Here is a 17,500-nt window from a genome sequence, read left to right as displayed (position 1 = left end):
GAGAGGCGAATGAGCCCGCGGGCGCCTCAGGCCAGGTAGGCCGGGGCGCCGACGGGCAGAATAAATCGGAACTCGGCGCCGCCGCCGGGTCCGCGGCCGACGGTGATCGTCCCGCCGTGCGCCTCGACGATGCCCTTGACGATGTAGAGGCCCAGGCCGGTGCCGCCGCGCTTGCTTCCCCGCCAGAAGCGGGTGAAGACACGGCCCATCGACTCCTCGGGGATGCCGGGGCCTTCGTCGCTCACGGTGACTGCCGTGCCTTTCTCGTCGCCCTTCGCCGCTGCCGGCGCCACCTCGATGGTGACGGTTCCGGCGCCGTGGCGCACCGCGTTTTCCAGCAGGTTGCCGAGCACCTGGTCGATCTTGTCGGGATCGGCCCACAGATCGGGCAGCTCGCGCCGGATGCGCACGAAGAACCGGTCGGGGCTCTGGCCACTGGCTATGTGGGACTGGATGTGCCGACCGACGGCCGCGGCGATGTCGATGGGCTGGCGGCGCACCTCGAGCCGTCCGGAGTCGATCCGCGAGATGTCGAGCAGCTCGGCGATGAGCCGGGTGACGCGGTTGGCGTCGGCGTCGACGGTCTCCAGCATCAGCCGCTTCTGGTCGTCGGTGAACCGCTCCCACTTGGCCAGCAGCGTGGCCGTGAAGCCCTTCACGGAGGTCAGCGGCGAGCGCAGCTCGTGGGCGACGGTGGCGATCAGCTCGGCGTGGCTGCGTTCGGTCCGGCGGCGGGCCTCGGTGCCGCGCAGGCTGACGACGAGCCGGCGGATCGGTCCGGTGGGCGCTTCACGTACGTAGCGGGCGGAGACGAGGACTTCGCGGCCGCCGGGCAGCAGCAGATTGCGCTCGGGCTGGCCGACCCGGGTGGCGAGTCCGCCGTACGGATCGGTCAGGGTCCACCAGCGGCGTCCCTTGAGGTCCTCCAGCGGCAGCGCGCGCTCCAGCGGACGGCCGAGGGCGTCGGCCTTGGACACGGCGGTGATCCTGGCGGCCGCGTCGTTGAAGCAGATCACGCGGCCCGTCTCATCGGCGACGACGAGTCCGTCGGGAAGGTCGTCCGGGTCGATTCCGAACACCTCGGGGCCGTCGGCACTCCACAGCAACGCCCCGTGTGTCTCCGCGGGCCTGCTCGTCCCGACCGCCATCCCCGTACCCCACCTCTCCGCCGGCGCAGTGGGCCCCCCGAGCCCGTCACCCTACTAGCTGGAAGTGACGGAGCGGAGCCCCTGAGCGAGTACTCCCCTTCGGTGAGCTGTGCCCGTCAGCGAGCACGCCCCGCGCGCTGTGCACGCGCGGAGGCATAGAGACATACGGCTGCGGCGGTCGCGAGGTTCAGACTCTCCGCTTTTCCGTGAATCGGAACCCGTACGACGGCGTCCGCGAGCTCCCGGGTCTCCTCCGGAAGGCCCCATGCCTCATTGCCGAAGATCCAGGCGGTGGGCCCGCCCATGGTGCCCGCGTCGAGCTCGTCGTCGAGGTCGTCGTCGCCCGCTCCGTCGGCCGCGAGCACCCGCACTCCGGCGTCCTTCAGACCCTGCACGGCCCGCTCGACGGGAACGCCGACGGCGACCGGCAGGTGGAAGTGTGAACCGACCGACGCGCGTACGGACTTGGGGTTGTAGAGGTCGACGGACGCGTCGGTGAACACGACGGCGTCGGCGCCCGCGGCGTCCGCGCAGCGCAGCACCGTGCCCGCGTTCCCGGGGTCGCGTACGTTCGCGAGGACGGCGACCAGTTCCGGCCCGGCCTTGAGGATCTCCTCGAACGGCGAGTCCAGGAACCGGCAGACACCGACCAGGCCCTGCGGTGTGACCGTGGTCGAGATGTCCGCGATCACGGTCTCGTCCGCCAGGTGCACACGGGCCCCGGCGTCGCGGGCCGCGCCGATGATCTCGGCATACCGTTCCGCCGCCTCGACGGTGGTGAACAGCTCGACCAGCGTGGGCTCGCCGTCGACGCGGTGCACGGCCGCCTCACGCACGGCCTGCGGGCCCTCGGCGAGGAACAGCCGCTCCTTGCCTCGGAAGTTCCGCCTGGCCAGCCGCCGGGCGGCGGCGACGCGCGTCGAACGCGGAGAGATCAGCTCGGGGCCGGTGGGGCCGGTCATGAAGTCACCTTCGGATTCACGAGGTCGAACGGGCGGCGACACGAGGGCGGGTTGTGCGACGGGCGGCCCGGACGCACTCGGACCCGCAGACCACAGGGCCTGCGGGTCCGAATCGCATCCGGCTGGGGCCACCGGTCAGGCGGCGGCCTTCGGCGCGTTGACGTCGCTCGGAAGCGCCTTCTGGGCAACCTCGACGAGCGCGGCGAACGCACCGGCGTCGTTGACCGCGAGCTCGGCCAGGATCTTGCGGTCCACCTCGATGTTGGCGGCCTTCAGACCCTGGATGAGGCGGTTGTACGTCATGCCGTTCTGGCGGGCAGCGGCGTTGATGCGCTGGATCCACAGCTGACGGAAGTCGCCCTTGCGCTTCTTGCGGTCGTTGTAGTTGTAGACCAGGGAGTGGGTGACCTGCTCCTTGGCCTTGCGGTACAGGCGCGAACGCTGACCGCGGTAACCGCTGGCCTGCTCGAGGATTGCCCGGCGCTTCTTGTGGGCGTTGACTGCCCGCTTGACGCGTGCCACTTGTTGACTCCTTGTAGCGGGGCCGTGGTTGGACTCACACGGCCCGGAAACGAATTCGGTCTCGGTCTCGGCATCGTGCCCCCGTCACCGGGGACATCGACGTCACTTGCCGAGAAGCTTCTTGATGGTCTTGCTGTCCGGCTTCGACATCTCGGCGTTGCCGCTCAGGCGACGCGTCAGCGTGGACGACTTGTGCTCGAGCAGGTGGCGCTTGCCGGCGCGCTCACGGAGCACCTTGCCGGAGCCGGTGATCTTGAAGCGCTTCTTGGCACCGCTGTGCGTCTTGTTCTTCGGCATAGCGCCGTTATCTCCTCATCAGTGGCGCTCCCACCGGTGCGGGCACCGGTATGCGGGAGCGTCAGACTTTTTGGTTTGTGTTTCCGGGCGGACCCGGGGCGGCCGGAAGGCTGCCCCTCGGGTCACGCCTCGGAGGGCGTCTCGGTGGGTGCGTCGGCCTCGGACTTGGCCCGGTCGGCCTCCACCCGGTCTGCCTTGCGTGCGGCCTGGGCCTCACGAGCTTCGGCCATGGCCTCGGTCTTCTTCTTGTGCGGGCCGAGAACCATGATCATGTTCCGGCCGTCCTGCTTAGGGTTCGACTCGATGAATCCGAGGTCCTCGACATCGGAAGCGAGACGCTGCAGCAGACGGAAGCCAAGCTCGGGGCGGGACTGCTCACGACCACGGAACATGATCGTGATCTTGACCTTGTCCCCTTGCTTGAGGAACCGGACGACGTGACCCTTCTTGGTGTCGTAGTCGTGCGGGTCGATCTTCGGCCGGAGCTTCATCTCCTTGATGACCGTGTGCGCCTGGTTCTTGCGCGCCTCACGGGCCTTCATGGCCGACTCGTACTTGAACTTCCCGTAGTCCATGAGCTTGCATACGGGCGGGCGGGCGTTCGCCGCCACCTCGACGAGGTCGAGGTCGTACTCCTGAGCAAGCTCAAGGGCCTTGGCAAGCGGAACAATCCCGACCTGCTCGCCGCTGGGACCGACAAGTCGCACTTCGGGAACGCGAATCCGGTCGTTGATGCGGGGCTCGGCGCTGATGGATCCTCCTCGGTAGCACCACACGGCTGGCTGGCAGTCAGCCGCGTAACGTCTGTTTCCTGAGACCAACCGCGCCGGAACGTGAAAAATGCCCCGGACGGGACACAGGCGGGAGCTCCTGGAATACCGGAACACCGCCGCGTGCTACCGCGGGGCTTATCGGGTGGCTCCATCGTCCGTACGGAACGATGGTCGCCGCCTGACCGGTGACCCGCCGTCCCGGAGGACAGCCAGGTGGGAGATCGGAGCCTCCACTTGTGGGCCGGGCACACGCGTGTCCGGCCGGTCGTCACTCAAGGTTAGCAGCTTCGGCCGGAAGCGGCTAACCGGTGGCCGTGGCCGGCTCCAGGAGGGGTGGGCATATCGTGTCCGTCATGAGTGACGCCACCTCCCCCAACGAGTCCCCCGACTTCGACGCCATGACCCGCGACATCGCGGAGGTACCGGCCGTCGAGGTGATCGTCACGGTCGCGGTGAACCTGATGAGCGCGGCCGCCGTGAAGCTCGGTCTGACCGAGGACGGCGCGGCGCACAAGGACCTGGACGAGGCGCGCAAGCTGGTGCACGCGCTGGCGGGTCTGATGGACGCGAGCGCCACGGAGATCAGCTCCTTCCACGCGGCGCCGCTGCGGGACGGGCTGAAGTCGCTGCAGCTGGCGTTCCGCGAGGCATCGCTGGTGCCGGACGAGCCGGGCCAGGGTCCGGGCGAGAAGTACACCGGTCCCGTCTACGGCTGACCCTTCGGCTCAATCCGCGTACGGCTCTACTCGCCTGCGGCTCTATTCGCGCACGAACAAGGGCTCGCCCGGAAGCGTCGCCTCGGCCGGCACCAGTGCCAGGTCCAGGCCCCGCACCAGGCGGGCCCTCAGTACGTCGTGGGCCGCCAGCGCCTCGGCGACGCGGCGGGCCGCCGGGACCGGTTCCTCGTCCGCGGCGAGAACCAGGGCCAGGGTGCCGTCACCGGCGCCGGGCCCGAGATGGGCGCGGAGCACGGCCGGCTCGCCGGAGACCACCTCGCGCACCGCGCCGGAAACCGCCGGGTCGTCGAGCGGATCGGCGCTCGTGCGCCCCTCGGCGAGCGCCAGCAGCGCGCGGCCGGTGAGCTGATACGTCACGGGCCCGGCCAGGTCGAGGACCAGAGTGTCGGCCTTCTCGTGGGCGGCGGCCTGGAGCGCCTGGTGCAGCGGTACGGCGACGGGCCGGGCCTCGGGGTCCCAGCGGGCCAGCGAGGCGGTCGAGGTGAAGGCGGGCAGGGCCCGGCGGTCGCCCGCGGTGAGGGTCGGCACGGCCATGTCGCTGGTCTTCTCGCGACGCAGGCCGTTCTCGTCCTCCTCGACCTCGCCGAGGACGGCGACCACGGGGACCAGCAGCCGGGCGCCCCGCAGAGCCTCAAGGACCGGCCGCTCCGCCGTACGGTCCGCAGACCAGGCGGCGAGGGCCGCCGTCAGCCGTGGATCGGCGGTGCCGTCGTCGTCGGAGAAACCGGGGTCGGGGATGTTCTTGAGCGCCACGCGACGAGCCTAACCTCCCAGGTATGACGCCCAGTCCCGCGGTCTCGGTCGCCGTGTCCGGCCGTTCGTACGGCGACGAGCGGTGCTACCCGGCGGCCAGCATCGTGAAGGTCTCGATCCTGGCGGCCCTGCTACAGGAAGGCCGGCCGCTGACCGGGCGGGAGCGGGAGCTGGCGCGGGCCATGATCGTACGGAGCGACAACGACGCGGCGACGGCGCTGTGGCGGACGATCGGCGGCGCGCCGGGCCTGGACGCGGCGCATGCGCGGCTCGGTCTCGCGCAGACGACGGCGGAGCCGGCGTGGGGGCTGACGCGGACGACGGCCCGGGATCAACTGGCCTTGCTGCGGGCGGTGTTCGACGGGAGTGGCCCGTACGGGTATCTGGCGTCGCTGATGGGCCGGGTGGCACAGGGGCAGGACTGGGGGGTCTCGGCGGCGGGCGGCGAGTGGGCGCTCAAGAACGGGTGGATGCCGATGCGGGAGACCGGGCTGTGGGTCGTGCACTCGGTGGGGATGGTGGACGGGCGCGCGATCGCGGTGCTGTCGGAGGGGCATCCGACGCTGGAGACGGGGATCGCTGTTGTGGAGTCGGCGGCGCGGGAGGCGGTGGGATGCCGGTGAACCCGGCATCGGGTGCGCCGCGCTCGGGTAGGGCCCGGTGACCCGCCCTCGGGTCAGCTGCCGCTGACCCGGCCGCCGCGCCAGAGGACGACCGCGCCCGCGAGGACCAGCGCTCCGATGCCGCCGGCCAGTGGGGCCAGCCAGCCGGCCGGTTCCGCGCTCTCCTTCGCCGGGTCCGGTCCCGAGCCGAAGTACTGCTTGTCGTAGCCCGCCGACGCCGCCTTCAGATCCGCGGGACGCAGCTTCGACGCGGCCTCGATCGCGGCGGCCGGGTCGACCGTGCCGTAGCCCTTGGCGTCGTCGCGGCCGCCCTTCGGCTCGTTGCGGGCGGTGTCCGCGAGGAGCTTCTTGATCTGGGCCGGACTCAGACCGGGATGCGCCGAGCGGACCAGCGCGACCGCTCCCGAGACGAAGGCGGAGGCCGCGCTGGTGCCCCAGCCCTGGTAGTACTTCCGGTCCGGGTCGGCCATGACGATGTCGACGCCGGGCGCGCTGACCGTGGCGTACCAGCGGCGCGTGGAGAACGCGGCGTGCGTGCCGAAGCGGTCGACGGCCGTCACGGCGATGACACCCGGGTAGGCGGCCGGGTACGAGATGTGGTCGCCCTTCTCGCCGCCGTTGCCGGCCGATGCGACGACCACGGCGCCCTTGGCGAGCGCGTACTGGACGGCCGCGTCCTCGCCGGCCTCGGGGTGGGCGGACTCGCTGTCGTCGCCGAGCGAGAGGTTGATGACGTCGGCGCCCTGGTCGGCGGCCCAGCGGATGCCCTGCGCGAGCGCGCTGCCGCGGGAGTTGCGGGCCTTTTCGCGCCCCTTGTCGGTGCCTTCGAGGATGACCCGCACGGGCAGGATCTTCGCTTCGGGCGCGATGCCGATGACGCCGGACTCCCGGCCGTAGCCGTGGCCGTGGGCGGCGACGATGCCGGCCATGGCCGTGCCGTGGCGCGCCCAGGCGCGGTCGCCGCGCGTCGCGCCGAAGCCGATGAAGTCCTTGCCGGGCAGGACCGATCCGACGAGGTCGGGATGCTGGTCGTCGACGCCGGTGTCGAGCACGGCGACGGTGATTCCCTCGCCCTTGGTGGTACGCCAGGCCTCGTCGGTGTGCATGGCGTTGAGGCCCCACTGCTGGGCCCTGATGCCGTCCGCGTGCGCGGGGGTGGCGGGCAGGAGGGCGAACGCGGCGGCCGCGAGCGCGGCGGCGATCTTGTTGGTCCTCGGGCGGGTGCTCATCATTCCGGCTGCTCCGTGGCCGTGGTGAGGGTCTTGCGGAGCTGGGTCTCGATGCCGTCGGCGATGCCCTCGGCCTCGTGGCCGAGGCCCGACTGCGCGGGTGCGGACGTCGCGCCCTTGGCCTTGGCCTCGTCGGCGGGCTGCGGATCGGTGACGGTGCGCCCGTCGGCGAAGCCGGAGACGGCGTAGACGACGACGGGGGCCGAGGTGAGGACGTGCACCGTCCAGCTCGCTCGCTGACGGTCGCCGAACCCGGCGGCGACGGTGCCCTTGGCCGGGTAGGTGCGGGGCATCAGGTCGGGCCGCTCGGCGAGGCCGTCGGCCGTGAAGCGGGAGTGCAGGGCCTTCATCGCGTCCTGCTCCGCCTCGGTGAAGATCATTCCGACGGTGGTCACATGGCTGGCGGTGGCGTCGGTGTACGTCGCCCGCAGCACTCTGGCGCAGCCGACCGGCTGCAACGCCTTGAGCAGCAGCGGGTCGAGCGCGGTCACGCAGGCGCCGTCGGGTGCGACGGCGATCCGGGTCCAGGCCCGGTCCGCGCCGCCGGGGCCGGCGGCCGTGCCGTTGAGCGTGCGCGGGAAGAGCGTGTCCACGGGGACGCTGTGCCAGAGGGTGCGGGTGGTGGCGGTGTAAGCGGTGCGGTCGGCGGTGTCCGCGCTCGAATCGCCGGTCAGCCAGCTGCCGGTGGCCGCGCCGCCGATCAGCCCGAGACCGAGGACGACACAGGCGACGGCGCCGACGGTCCGTATGGGACGGCGGTTGCGTACGGGTCGCAGCCGGGTGGTCATCTCGGCGGGCGTCTCCGGCGGCACCCACGAAATCCCACCGGTGGCGACGGGCCGCGCGCCGGGCCGCGGGGTGAGATCGACGGCCCCGACCTCTCGTCGCCGCGGCCCGCCGACGGGCCTCGGCGGAGCTTCGGGCGGCAACGGCAGGGAGGGCCGCGGGGTCTCGGACCGGGGCGCGGTGATCGGCCGCAGCCGGGTGGTGGTCTCGACGGGGGTCACGGGCGGCGGCCCCTCGGGCCGCGGCGGAAGGGTCCCGCGATCCGTGGACGCGGGGCGGCGGCCGCTCCGCGACGGTTCACCGTGATCGCCGGGCTGCGCGGTCGGGCGCGGCGGCGCAGGCCGGGACCCGTTCTGCGACGGCTCGGCGGAGTCGCCGGAGCCGCCTGGCGGCACTGGCGGGAGGCCGCCATCCGACTGAGGCTCGTGGGCGCGTCGCGGGCCGGGCGGGGACGCCGGGGACTGGGGTGCCGCCGGGGGCTGGGGTGCCGCCGGGGGCTGGGGTGCCGCGGGAGCGCCGTCGCCGGAGCGGCGAGGGTGCTGAACGGGGAGCGGCCGGGACTCGGCCGTTTCCGGTGGCAGACCGCCTCGCGGCGGGGACGGCGCGAAGCCGGAGCCAGAGCCGGAGCCGCCCGTGTCCGACTCAGCACGTGAGGGCGCAGGCACATCGTCGCGCTCGTCTGCGGCGAGACCGCGGGGCGGGACAGCGGGGCGCGGCGGGACGCCGTACGCCGACTGCGGCTCGGCAGCCTGCCGCGGTGCCGGAGGCACGCCGTCGTCCGGGCGGCGGGGCGAAAGGCCCGAGCCCTGCGGCGTGCCGTGCGGCGGGGCCGGCTCCGGGCTCGGACGGTCCGGGTGCAGGAGGTTCGTGATGCCCGAGGTACGCAGGGGGCGAGGGGGCTCCGGGCGGATCAAGGCGTCGGTGATGCGGGACGGCTCAGGGTCCTCCGGCGAGGCGTCGCCGGGAGGGCGCCGTGCCTCCGTGCTCATCGCCGCCCCCCGTTTCTCGTCCACGTGTACCAACGGATCGCCTTTCGGGGCAGGCCCGTTCGTCACCGCGTGTGCGTCACTCTACGGGCTGAACAGCACCCCGCGGCAACCGGACAGGACCTCGACCCGGCCTCCTGGGGGATCTGCCCAAAACGTCCCCCTACCCTGCGGTAATCCGGTCTGGCAAGCTCGGGCCATGACACCCCGCGCCGCTGACCGGGCCCGCTACGACAGGGCCACCGCCCATCTCGATGCGCCGCTCGCCGTCGTCGATCTCGAAGCGTTCGACGCCAACGCGGACGATCTGGTGCGCAGAGCGGGCGGCAAACCCATCCGTGTCGCGAGCAAGTCCGTGCGCTGCCGGGCGCTGCTGGAACGGGTGCTGGCCCGGGACGGGTTCGCCGGGATCATGTCGTTCACGCTGGACGAGTCTTTGTGGCTGGCGCGGGCCGGGTTCGACGACGTACTGCTGGCCTATCCGTCGGCGGACCGGTCTGGGTACGCGGAGCTGGCGGGCGACCCGAAGCTGGCCGCCGCCGTGACCGTGATGGTCGACGACCTGGCTCACCTGGAACTGATCGACCGCGCGCGGGCCGGCGGCAAGGAAGAGATCCGAGTCTGTCTGGAACTCGACACCGCGCTGCGGCTGCTCGGCGGCCGGGTACGGATCGGCGCGCTCCGTTCGCCGCTGCGCGAGCCCGCCCAGCTGGCCGAGCTGGCCAGGTCGATCGCCCGCCGGCCGGGTTTCCGGCTGGTGGGGCTGATGGCGTACGAGGGGCATATCGCGGGCGTGGGCGACGCGATCAGCGGGCGGCCGGTGCGGTCGCGGGCGATCAGGCTGATGCAGGGTGCCGCCCGCAGGGAACTGGTCGAGCGCCGGGCCGCGGTGGTGCGTGCGGTGCGTGCGGTGTCGCCGGACCTGGAGTTCGTCAACGGCGGCGGCACCGGCAGCGTCCAGCACACGGCTGCCGAGGACGCGGTGACCGAGATCGCGGCCGGTTCCGGGCTGTACGTGCCGCGGCTGTTCGACAACTACACGTCATTCACGGGCCGTCCGGCCGCGCTGTTCGCCCAGCCGGTCGTGCGCCGGCCCGGCGTCGGCGTCGTGACGGTGCTCGGCGGCGGCTATCCCGCGTCCGGCGCCGCCGGACCGGACCGGCTGCCGGTGCCGTACCTCCCGGAGGGGCTGCGCTACGACCCGCAAGAGGGCCCCGGCGAGGTGCAGACCCCACTGCTCGGCTCACCCGCCGACGATCTGCTGATCGGTGACAAGGTGTGGTTCCGGCACGCCAAGGCCGGAGAGATGTGCGAGCGCTTCGACACGCTGCATTTCATCGAGGGCGAGCGCGTGACGGGCACGGCGCCGACGTACCGGGGCGAGGGCCGCACCTTCCTCTGAGGTCCCTGAGAACCCCTGCGGACTCTGCGGACTCTGCGGACCGGGCTCAGTACGCCACGGTGAAGCGGGTACGGCGGCGCCCCGGCAGTTCCGCCTCGTCGATGAGCGCGACGGCGAGGTCCTCCATCGAGATGGCGGAGTTGCCCGCGGAGTCGACGAGCAGTTCGTCGGTGCCGAGGCGGTAGGCGCCCGTGCGTTCGCCCGGTTCCAGCAGGGCCGGCGGGCTCAGATACGTCCAGTCCGCGCGCACGTCGGCCCGGCAGACCTCGAGTTGGGTGGCGCAGGCAATCGCTATGGGCCGCCAGTCGGCAGGGAAGTCCGGGTCGTCGACCACGGTGGTCCCGGCCGTGCCGGGCAATGTGAGGGTCGCGGCGCCGCCGACGACGAGCAGCCGGGCGCCGGCCCGGGCGGTGCCCGCCAGCAGCGCTTCCGTGGTCCGAACGAGCTCCCGTTCCCGGCCGGGCGCCGGCCGGGTGGCGCCGATGACGAGGTCCTGGCCCTTGCTCAACGCGGCGACGGACTCCTGGTCCACTGCGTCGCCGACGCGGGCGTCGGCTGCGCGAGGCAGTTCGCTGAAGCGCGCCGGGTCGCGGACGACGGCGGTGACGTCATGGCCTCGGGACAGGGCTTCGGTCACCGTCCTGCGTCCGACGTTGCCCGCTGCTCCGAACACGGTGATGCGCATGGTCCGACTCCTTCTTCTGCTGGTGAGAGGCGGTCTGGGCGGTGACCAGGGCGCCGAGGACGACGAGTCCGCCGATGACCTGGAGGGTGTTGAGTTCCTGGCCGAGGACGACCAGGCCGAGCACCGTCGCGACCACAGGGCTGAGCAGCCCGAGGAACGAGACTCCGGTCGGCGGCAGCGCCCGTATGCCGCGGAACCAGAGCGCGTAAGCGAAGGCGGCGCCGATGATCGAGAGGTAGGCGTAACCGGCGACGTTCGCGCCGGTGAGCGCGGCGGGTGGGGGGCCTTCCACCAGCAGTGCGACCGGGAGCAGCAGCAGTCCGCCGGCGACGAGCTGCCAGCCGGTGGTCGCGAGCAGCGGCGCGGGCGAGGTCCATCGCTTGGCGAGGACGACCCCGGTCGCCATCACGAACGCTCCGCCGAGCGCGGCGGCTACGCCGATGCCGTCCAGGGCGGCGTCCGCGCGCAGGACGAGCAGGCTGACTCCGGCTATGCCCGCGAGCCCGGCGAGCAGGGTGCGCAGGGTCAGCCGGTCGCCGAGGAGGCCGGCGGAGAGGCCGGCCGCGAGCAGCGGCTGTACGGCTCCGACGGTGGCGGCGACGCCGCCCGGGAGCCGGTAGGCGGCGACGAAGAGCAGCGCGAGGAACACCCCGATGTTGAGAGTCCCGAGCACCAGGGCCCGCCACCACCAGACGCCGGTCGGCAGGCGCCGGGTGACGGCGAGGAGGAGGAGCCCGGCGGGCAGGGCGCGTACCACCGCGGCGAGCAGCGGGCGGCCGGGCGGCAGCAGCTCGGTGGTGACGAGGTAGGTGGTGCCCCAGATGGCAGGCGCCAGCGCGGTCACGAGGACGATTCCCACTCGATTGTTTAGCACTAAGGCAATGTATCTCATCGCTAAGTGATTCGCTAGGCTGAGCCCATGGCAGACCACGTGGATCTCGTACTGAGGCAGTGGGGCGCGCAACGCCCCGATCTGGATGTGTCACCGATGGCCGTGATCGGCCGCATCTCCCGGAGCGAGCGGCTGATCAGCGCGGAACTGGGCCGTACGTTTGCCGTCCACGAGCTGGACCGAGCCTCGTTCGACGTACTGGCCACGCTGCGGCGCAGCGGTCCTGACCACCGGCTGACGCCGGCCGGACTCACGCGGTCCGCCATGGTCACGTCGGGCGCCATCACCCAGCGCCTGGACCGGCTGGAGGCGCGCGGGCTTGTCGCCCGCACGCCCAGCGCGTCGGACGGGCGGGTGGTGCACGTGGAGCTGACCGAGGCGGGCCGGGCGCTGATCGACCGGGCGCTGCCCGATCATCTCGCCACCGAGAACCGGGTGTTGGCGGCGCTGACCGGTGCCGAGCGCCGCACCCTGGCCGGCACCTTGCGAGGGCTGCTGGAATCGCTCGGGGACATGATCCCGGAGGACTCCCTCCCTTCTGAGAATGAGTTTTGCGAAACTCCTTCGCGGGAGGCGGAGGCCGGGAGCCGTCCGGTCCGTATCGAGTACGGGGGCGGGAGCGACGCCGCCGCCTCCCGGTCCGAGCTGGAGAAGGCGCTGGCGATCGCCCGCGACGTCCGGCGGACGGCGCCCGACCGGCCGGTGCTCCTGACCGTCGCGGAACTCGGGCTGCTGGCGCGGACGTCCGCCGAGCTCGCGGAGCTCGGCGGACGGCTGCGGGAGCACGGCATCGGGCTCGAGATCCTCACCGGCCCGCTGAGCGGAGTGCACGATCCCCACGAGCCGGGCGCCACGCTCTTCGGTGTCCTGGCCGAGGCGGCCGGGCTGGACCGCGAGCCGCACCGCCGCGAGCCGGAGCGCCAGGAACCGGAGCGGGTGCCCCGCGGCGGCGGGCGGCCCAAGGTGATCGACGACGAGATGCTGGCCCGGGCCCGCGCGCTGCGGGACCAGGGCTTGCCGGTGCCCGAGATCGCCGGTCGCCTGACCATCAGGACCGGCAGGAACGCCGGGCAGCACCCCTCCGTCGCCTCGCTCTACCGGGCGCTCGCGCAGGAGTAGTTGGGGGCGGATCCTCAGCCGGGGCCGATGCTGCTGCCGACGCCGCCACTCGTCGCGTCGCCGATCGGCCGGATGCTCGCCGCGATCCTGTCCATCTCGGCGAGCTTCGGCGCGTCCGGGCTCGCGTCGAAGGCGAACCGGACGATCACCATCGCCTCGGTGCCGACGCTCGACGGGAACACCAGCGACTGGACGTATCCGCCGGGCCCGGACCCGGTGGTGACCTTCCAGCGCACCAGATGTCCAGCGCGGCCCGCGACCGCCACGGACTGCGACTTCAGAACGGCATGGGACGTGATGCCGCCGTAGATGCGGGTGCCGAGGTAGTCCTCGTCGTACGCCTTGTCCGCCGCCGTCTTGATGTCCGCCAGGGCGAGCGCGGCGGGCGAGGTCTTGTCGTTCCTGGTGGCGGTGATGGACGAGACACGACCACGGCGGCAGAGCGAGGAGCCGCCGCCGGGGCACTCGTACGTCTCGTCCGTGTACATCGTCGTGCCCTCGTCGAGCGAACTTTCGGACATCACCCAGCCCTTGGGCATCGACATGGTGATGCCGTTGAGCTGGTCCGTCAGCAGTCCGGAGGTGTTTGTCGGAGACGGCGTCGGGGACGGCGTGGGCGTCTGGCTGTTCTTCGCTCCGCCGGAAGTCACGGCGGTCGGCGAGGTGCTCGGCGTGGACTCTGTCCCTGAGTCGTCGTTGCCCAGCAGCACCGCGCCGGCGGCGACCGCGGCGACGAGTACGACACCGGCGGCGGCGAGCGCGATGATCCGGCCGCGACCGCCACCACTGCCCGAGCGGCCGCCGCTGCCCGAGCTGCCGCTGCCCGAGGACGCCTGATGCATCGGCACGGTCGGCGCGCCGAACCCGGCGACCGGCGGCTGCACAGGGACATGCGCCTGGACCTGGCGGGTGTGCGCGGTCCAGGCGTTGCCGTCCCACCAGCGTTCCGTGCCGGGCATGTTCGAGTCCGGGTACCAGCCCGCAGGGGTCGTCATGCTCATCCGGCCACCCTATGGGGGTCGGATGAGCACCTTCCACAGCGGCTACAGCGGTGTGACGTACGCGCCCGCGATTCCGCCGTCGACAAGGAAGTCCGTCGCGTTGATGAAGGACGAGTCGTCGCTGGCGAGGAAGGCCACGGCCGCGGCGATCTCGTCCGCCTCCGCGAACCGGCCCGCCGGGATGTGCACAAGACGGCGCGCGGCCCGCTCCGGGTCCTTGGCGAACAGCTCCTGCAGGAGCGGGGTGTTGACCGGTCCCGGGCAGAGCGCGTTCACCCGGATCCCCTCGCGCGCGAACTGCACGCCGAGCTCGCGCGACATGGCCAGCACACCGCCCTTGGACGCGGTGTACGAGATCTGCGAGGTCGCCGCGCCCATGATCGCCACGAACGAGGCGGTGTTGATGATGGAGCCGCGGCCCTGGCGCTGCATGTAGGGGATGGCAGCCTTGCAGCAGAGGTAGACCGAGGTGAGGTTGACGTCCTGGACCCGCTTCCAGGCCTCCAGTCCCGTGGTGAGGATCGAGTCGTCGTCGGGCGGCGAAATGCCCGCGTTGTTGAAGGCGATGTCGACGCTGCCATAGGTGTCGTACGCCGTCTTGAAGAGGGCGTCGACCTGCTCGGGGTCGGTGACGTCGACACGTACGAACGTGCCGCCGACCTCTTCGGCCGCCGCCTTGCCCGCACTCTCGTCGATGTCGCCGCAGACGACGTTCGCGCCTTCGGAGGCGAGGCGGCGCGCGGTGGCGAGGCCGATGCCGCTGCCGGCGCCCGTGATGACGGCGGTACGGCCGACCAGACGGCGGCATACAGGGGATTCGGTCATGGTGGTTCAGGCCTCCGTGCTGATGAAGACGTTCTTGGTTTCGGTGAAAGCGGCGAGGGCGTCGGGGCCCAGCTCGCGGCCGAGGCCGGACTGCTTGTAGCCGCCGAACGGCGTCCAGTAGCGGACGCTGGAATGGGAGTTGACCGACAGATTGCCTGCGGCGACGGCGCGCGAGACGCGGATGGCGCGGCCGACGTCACCGGTCCAGATGGAGCCGGAGAGTCCGTACTCGGTGGCGTTGGCGAGCCGGATCGCGTCGGCCTCGTCGTCGAACGGCAGGACCGCGGCGACCGGTCCGAAGACCTCCTCGCACGCGGCCGGCGCGTCCGGCGCGATATCGGTGAGGACGGTCGGCGGGAACCAGAAGCCGGGGCCTTCCGGGGCGGTGCCACGGATGCCGGGCAGTTCGTCGGGCACGTACGAACGCACCCGGTCCAGCTGGGACTTGGAGATGAGCGGCCCCATCTGGGTCTTCTCGTCGGCCGGGTCGCCGACCACGATCGACTCGACGGCCGGTGCGAGCAGCTCGAGGAACCGGTCGTACACGCTCCGCTGCACCAGGATCCGGGTGCGCGCGCAGCAGTCCTGTCCGCTGTTGTCCAGGAAGGACATGGGTGTGGCGGCGACCGCGGCTTCGAGGTCGGAGTCGGCGAAGACGATGTTGGGGCTCTTGCCGCCGAGTTCGAGCGTCACACGCTTCACGCTCTCGGCGCACTTCGCCATGATGCTCTTGCCGACCCGCGTGGAGCCGGTGAACACGATCTTCGCCACGCCCGGGTGCTCGACCAGCGCGTTGCCCGCTTCGTCCCCGGCCCCCGGGAGCACCTGGAAGAGATGCTCGGGCAGGCCCGCCTTCAGAGCGAGTTCGGCGAGGCGCAGTGCGGTCAGCGGCGTGGTCTCGGCCGGTTTGAGGAGCACGGCGTTTCCGGCGGCGAGCGCCGGTGCCGTGCCCCAGGCTGCGATCGGCATCGGGAAGTTCCACGGTGCGATCACGCCGATGACGCCGAGCGGTTCGAGGATGGTGATGTCGAGGCCGCCGGCGACCGGGATCTGCCGGCCGCTGAGGCGCTCCACTCCACCGGCCGAGAAGTCGAGGAGATCGCGGACGTTGCCCGCCTCCCAGCGGGCGTTGCCGATGGTGTGTCCGGCCTCCCGTACCTCCAACTGAGCCAGTTCTTCGAGGTGTTCGTCGACGACGGCGGCGAAGCGGCGCAGCAGCCTGGCCCGGTCGGCGGGTGCGGCGGCGGCCCAGCCCTGCTGGGCCTTCGCGGCCCGCGCGACGGCGGCGCCGACCTCGGCGGCCGTCGTGGCGTGGACGGTCGCGACGACTTCCTCGGTCGCCGGGTTCAGTACCTGGAGCACGTGGTTCCTCACAGACGTTCGAAGGAGCGGCGGAGCTCCCAGTCGGTCACCGCGGCGTCGAACGCGTCGAGCTCGACCCGCGCCATGTTGCGGTAGTGCGCCACGACTTCGTCGCCGAACGCGGCCTTGGCGATGGGACTGTTCTCCCAGAGCTCGGCGGCTTCCCGCAGCGTGGTCGGGACCTGGGCGTATCCGGCGGTGTACGCGTTTCCGGCGCACTCCTCGGGCAGCTCCAGTTTCTGCTCGATGCCGTACAGACCGGCCGCGACCAGTCCGGCGACGGCCAGATGCGGATTGACGTCGCCGCCCGGCAGCCGGTTCTCGAAGCGCATCGAGCGGCCGTGGCCGACGACGCGCAGCGCACAGGTGCGGTTGTCGTAGCCCCAGGCGACGGCGGTCGGCGCGAAGGATCCGGGCTGGAAGCGCTTGTACGAGTTGATGTTGGGCGCGTACAGCAGGGAGAAGTCGCGCAGCGCGGCGAGCTGGCCCGCAAGGAAGTGCCGCATGACCGGCGACATGCCGCCCGGCCCGTCGCCGGCCATCACATTGCGGCCGTCGGCGTCGGCGAGCGAGAGATGGATGTGGCAGGAGTTGCCCTCGCGCTCGTTGTACTTGGCCATGAAGGTGAGCGAGACGCCCTCCTGGGCCGCGATCTCCTTGGCGCCGGTCTTGTAGATGGCGTGCTGGTCGCAGGTGACCAGGGCCTCGTCGTACTTGAAGGCGATTTCGTGCTGGCCGGGGTTGCACTCGCCCTTGGCGGACTCCACGATCAGTCCGGCCGCCGCCATCTCGTTGCGGATGCGGCGCAGCAGGGGCTCGATACGGCCGGTGCCGAGAACGGAGTAGTCGATGTTGTACTGGTTGGCAGGTGTGAGATCGCGGTAGTTGCGGTCCCAGGCCTGCTCATAGGTGTCCTTGAAGACGATGAACTCGAGCTCGGTGCCGACCTGCGCGGAGAATCCGTGCTCGGCGAGGCGCTCGAGCTGGCGGCGCAGCACCTGGCGCGGGGCGGCGACGACGGGCCCGCCGTCGTTCCACGCGAGGTCGGCGACGAGCAGCGCGGTGCCCTCGTTCCAGGGGACGCGGCGCAGGGTGGCGAGGTCGGGGTGCATCGCGAAGTCGCCGTAGCCCCGCTCCCAGGAGGACATCTCGTAGCCGTCGACGGTGTTCATCTCGGTGTCGACGGCGAGAAGGTAGTTGCAGCCCTCGGTGCCGTGCTGAAGGACCTCGTCCAGGAAGAAGGGTGCGGCGAACCGCTTGCCCTGGAGCCGTCCCTGCATGTCGGGGAAGGCCAGGACCACTGTGTCGATCTCACCGCTCGCTACGAGGACGCGGAGCTCCTCGACCCCGAGCGGGGGTTTGCGGTCTGCCACGGGATTACGCCTCCTTGGGTCAGCC

At 71.7% G+C, this 17,500-nt stretch carries 18 protein-coding genes; 4 read left to right on the top strand and 14 right to left on the bottom strand.

Annotation, left to right across the window (positions count from 1 at the left end; translation table 11 throughout):
* Positions 1-26: 26 nt before the first annotated feature.
* From ACH4YL_RS17175 to infC, 5 genes are all read right to left on the bottom strand, one after another.
* Positions 27-1,148, bottom strand: a complete 1,122-nt coding sequence (locus ACH4YL_RS17175) for an ATP-binding protein (protein ID WP_398508148.1) — start codon at positions 1,146-1,148, stop codon at positions 27-29.
* Positions 1,149-1,264: 116 nt separating this feature from the next.
* Complete coding sequence (locus tag ACH4YL_RS17170) at positions 1,265-2,110, bottom strand: TrmH family RNA methyltransferase (protein ID WP_398508147.1); 846 nt, start codon at positions 2,108-2,110, stop codon at positions 1,265-1,267.
* A 135-nt stretch (positions 2,111-2,245) separates the two neighbouring features.
* Positions 2,246-2,632 carry a 50S ribosomal protein L20 gene (gene rplT / locus ACH4YL_RS17165; protein WP_389233260.1) on the bottom strand — a complete coding sequence of 129 codons (387 nt, stop codon included), beginning with the start codon at positions 2,630-2,632 and terminating at the stop codon, positions 2,246-2,248.
* Positions 2,633-2,734: 102 nt separating this feature from the next.
* Positions 2,735-2,929, bottom strand: coding sequence for a 50S ribosomal protein L35 (gene rpmI, locus ACH4YL_RS17160; protein WP_398508146.1), 195 nt, complete (start codon positions 2,927-2,929; stop codon positions 2,735-2,737).
* A gap of 122 nt (positions 2,930-3,051) precedes the next feature.
* Complete coding sequence (gene infC / locus ACH4YL_RS17155; RefSeq protein WP_398508145.1) at positions 3,052-3,705, bottom strand: translation initiation factor IF-3; 654 nt, start codon at positions 3,703-3,705, stop codon at positions 3,052-3,054.
* Between the two features lie 350 nt (positions 3,706-4,055).
* On the opposite strand from infC, the gene ACH4YL_RS17150 reads away from it, so the two are divergent.
* The gene (locus ACH4YL_RS17150) at positions 4,056-4,418 is read left to right on the top strand and encodes a DUF1844 domain-containing protein (RefSeq protein WP_398508144.1); all 363 of its coding nucleotides are present in this window, start codon (positions 4,056-4,058) and stop codon (positions 4,416-4,418) included.
* A 42-nt stretch (positions 4,419-4,460) separates the two neighbouring features.
* Here the strand turns inward: ACH4YL_RS17150 and ACH4YL_RS17145 are convergent, their stop codons facing one another.
* A complete protein-coding gene (locus tag ACH4YL_RS17145) occupies positions 4,461-5,192 on the bottom strand; it encodes an SseB family protein (RefSeq protein WP_398508143.1) in 732 nt (243 codons plus the stop codon).
* A gap of 23 nt (positions 5,193-5,215) precedes the next feature.
* Between ACH4YL_RS17145 and ACH4YL_RS17140 the strand changes: the two genes are divergently transcribed.
* Entirely contained in the window at positions 5,216-5,815 is a 600-nt protein-coding gene (locus ACH4YL_RS17140; protein ID WP_398508142.1) for a serine hydrolase, read from the top strand.
* A gap of 53 nt (positions 5,816-5,868) precedes the next feature.
* On the opposite strand, the gene mycP is transcribed toward ACH4YL_RS17140, so the two are convergent.
* Together mycP and ACH4YL_RS17130 are read right to left on the bottom strand one after the other, a co-directional pair.
* Positions 5,869-7,044 (bottom strand): type VII secretion-associated serine protease mycosin, encoded by a 1,176-nt coding sequence (mycP, locus tag ACH4YL_RS17135; RefSeq protein ID WP_398508141.1) that lies wholly within the window; start codon positions 7,042-7,044, stop codon positions 5,869-5,871.
* Positions 7,044-8,051 carry a hypothetical protein gene (locus tag ACH4YL_RS17130; RefSeq protein WP_398508140.1) on the bottom strand — a complete coding sequence of 336 codons (1,008 nt, stop codon included), beginning with the start codon at positions 8,049-8,051 and terminating at the stop codon, positions 7,044-7,046. The genes mycP and ACH4YL_RS17130 overlap by 1 nt, the downstream gene beginning before the upstream one ends.
* 964 nt (positions 8,052-9,015) lie before the next feature.
* Here ACH4YL_RS17130 and ACH4YL_RS17125 point away from each other — a divergent pair.
* On the top strand, positions 9,016-10,218 hold the full coding sequence (locus ACH4YL_RS17125; protein ID WP_398508139.1) for an amino acid deaminase/aldolase: 1,203 nt from the start codon (positions 9,016-9,018) through the stop codon (positions 10,216-10,218).
* A 46-nt stretch (positions 10,219-10,264) separates the two neighbouring features.
* Here the strand turns inward: ACH4YL_RS17125 and ACH4YL_RS17120 are convergent, their stop codons facing one another.
* Together ACH4YL_RS17120 and ACH4YL_RS17115 are read right to left on the bottom strand one after the other, a co-directional pair.
* Positions 10,265-10,903 carry an NAD(P)-dependent oxidoreductase gene (locus ACH4YL_RS17120; protein ID WP_398508138.1) on the bottom strand — a complete coding sequence of 213 codons (639 nt, stop codon included), beginning with the start codon at positions 10,901-10,903 and terminating at the stop codon, positions 10,265-10,267.
* Entirely contained in the window at positions 10,827-11,777 is a 951-nt protein-coding gene (locus ACH4YL_RS17115; RefSeq protein WP_398508137.1) for an EamA family transporter, read from the bottom strand. Before ACH4YL_RS17115 ends, ACH4YL_RS17120 begins: the two co-directional genes overlap by 77 nt.
* Positions 11,778-11,822: 45 nt before the next feature.
* On the opposite strand from ACH4YL_RS17115, the gene ACH4YL_RS17110 reads away from it, so the two are divergent.
* A complete protein-coding gene (locus ACH4YL_RS17110) occupies positions 11,823-12,914 on the top strand; it encodes a MarR family transcriptional regulator (protein ID WP_398508136.1) in 1,092 nt (363 codons plus the stop codon).
* Between the two features lie 14 nt (positions 12,915-12,928).
* Here the strand turns inward: ACH4YL_RS17110 and ACH4YL_RS17105 are convergent, their stop codons facing one another.
* From ACH4YL_RS17105 to ACH4YL_RS17090, 4 genes are read right to left on the bottom strand one after another with little or no spacing between them, the layout of a single operon-like run.
* Positions 12,929-13,915: a DUF2510 domain-containing protein gene (locus ACH4YL_RS17105; RefSeq protein WP_398508135.1), complete on the bottom strand. Its 987-nt coding sequence runs from the start codon at positions 13,913-13,915 to the stop codon at positions 12,929-12,931.
* A 42-nt stretch (positions 13,916-13,957) separates the two neighbouring features.
* Positions 13,958-14,740 carry a 3-oxoacyl-ACP reductase gene (locus ACH4YL_RS17100; protein ID WP_398508134.1) on the bottom strand — a complete coding sequence of 261 codons (783 nt, stop codon included), beginning with the start codon at positions 14,738-14,740 and terminating at the stop codon, positions 13,958-13,960.
* Positions 14,741-14,746: 6 nt separating this feature from the next.
* A complete protein-coding gene (locus ACH4YL_RS17095; RefSeq protein WP_398508133.1) occupies positions 14,747-16,102 on the bottom strand; it encodes an aldehyde dehydrogenase family protein in 1,356 nt (451 codons plus the stop codon).
* An 8-nt stretch (positions 16,103-16,110) separates the two neighbouring features.
* Positions 16,111-17,475: a glutamine synthetase family protein gene (locus ACH4YL_RS17090; RefSeq protein ID WP_398508132.1), complete on the bottom strand. Its 1,365-nt coding sequence runs from the start codon at positions 17,473-17,475 to the stop codon at positions 16,111-16,113.
* Positions 17,476-17,500: the final 25 nt, after the last annotated feature.

It is taken from the genome of Streptomyces sp. NPDC020681, from assembly GCF_044334895.1.
Lineage (GTDB): Bacteria > Actinomycetota > Actinomycetes > Streptomycetales > Streptomycetaceae > Streptomyces.
This window is presented reverse-complemented; position numbering and strand designations above follow the sequence as displayed.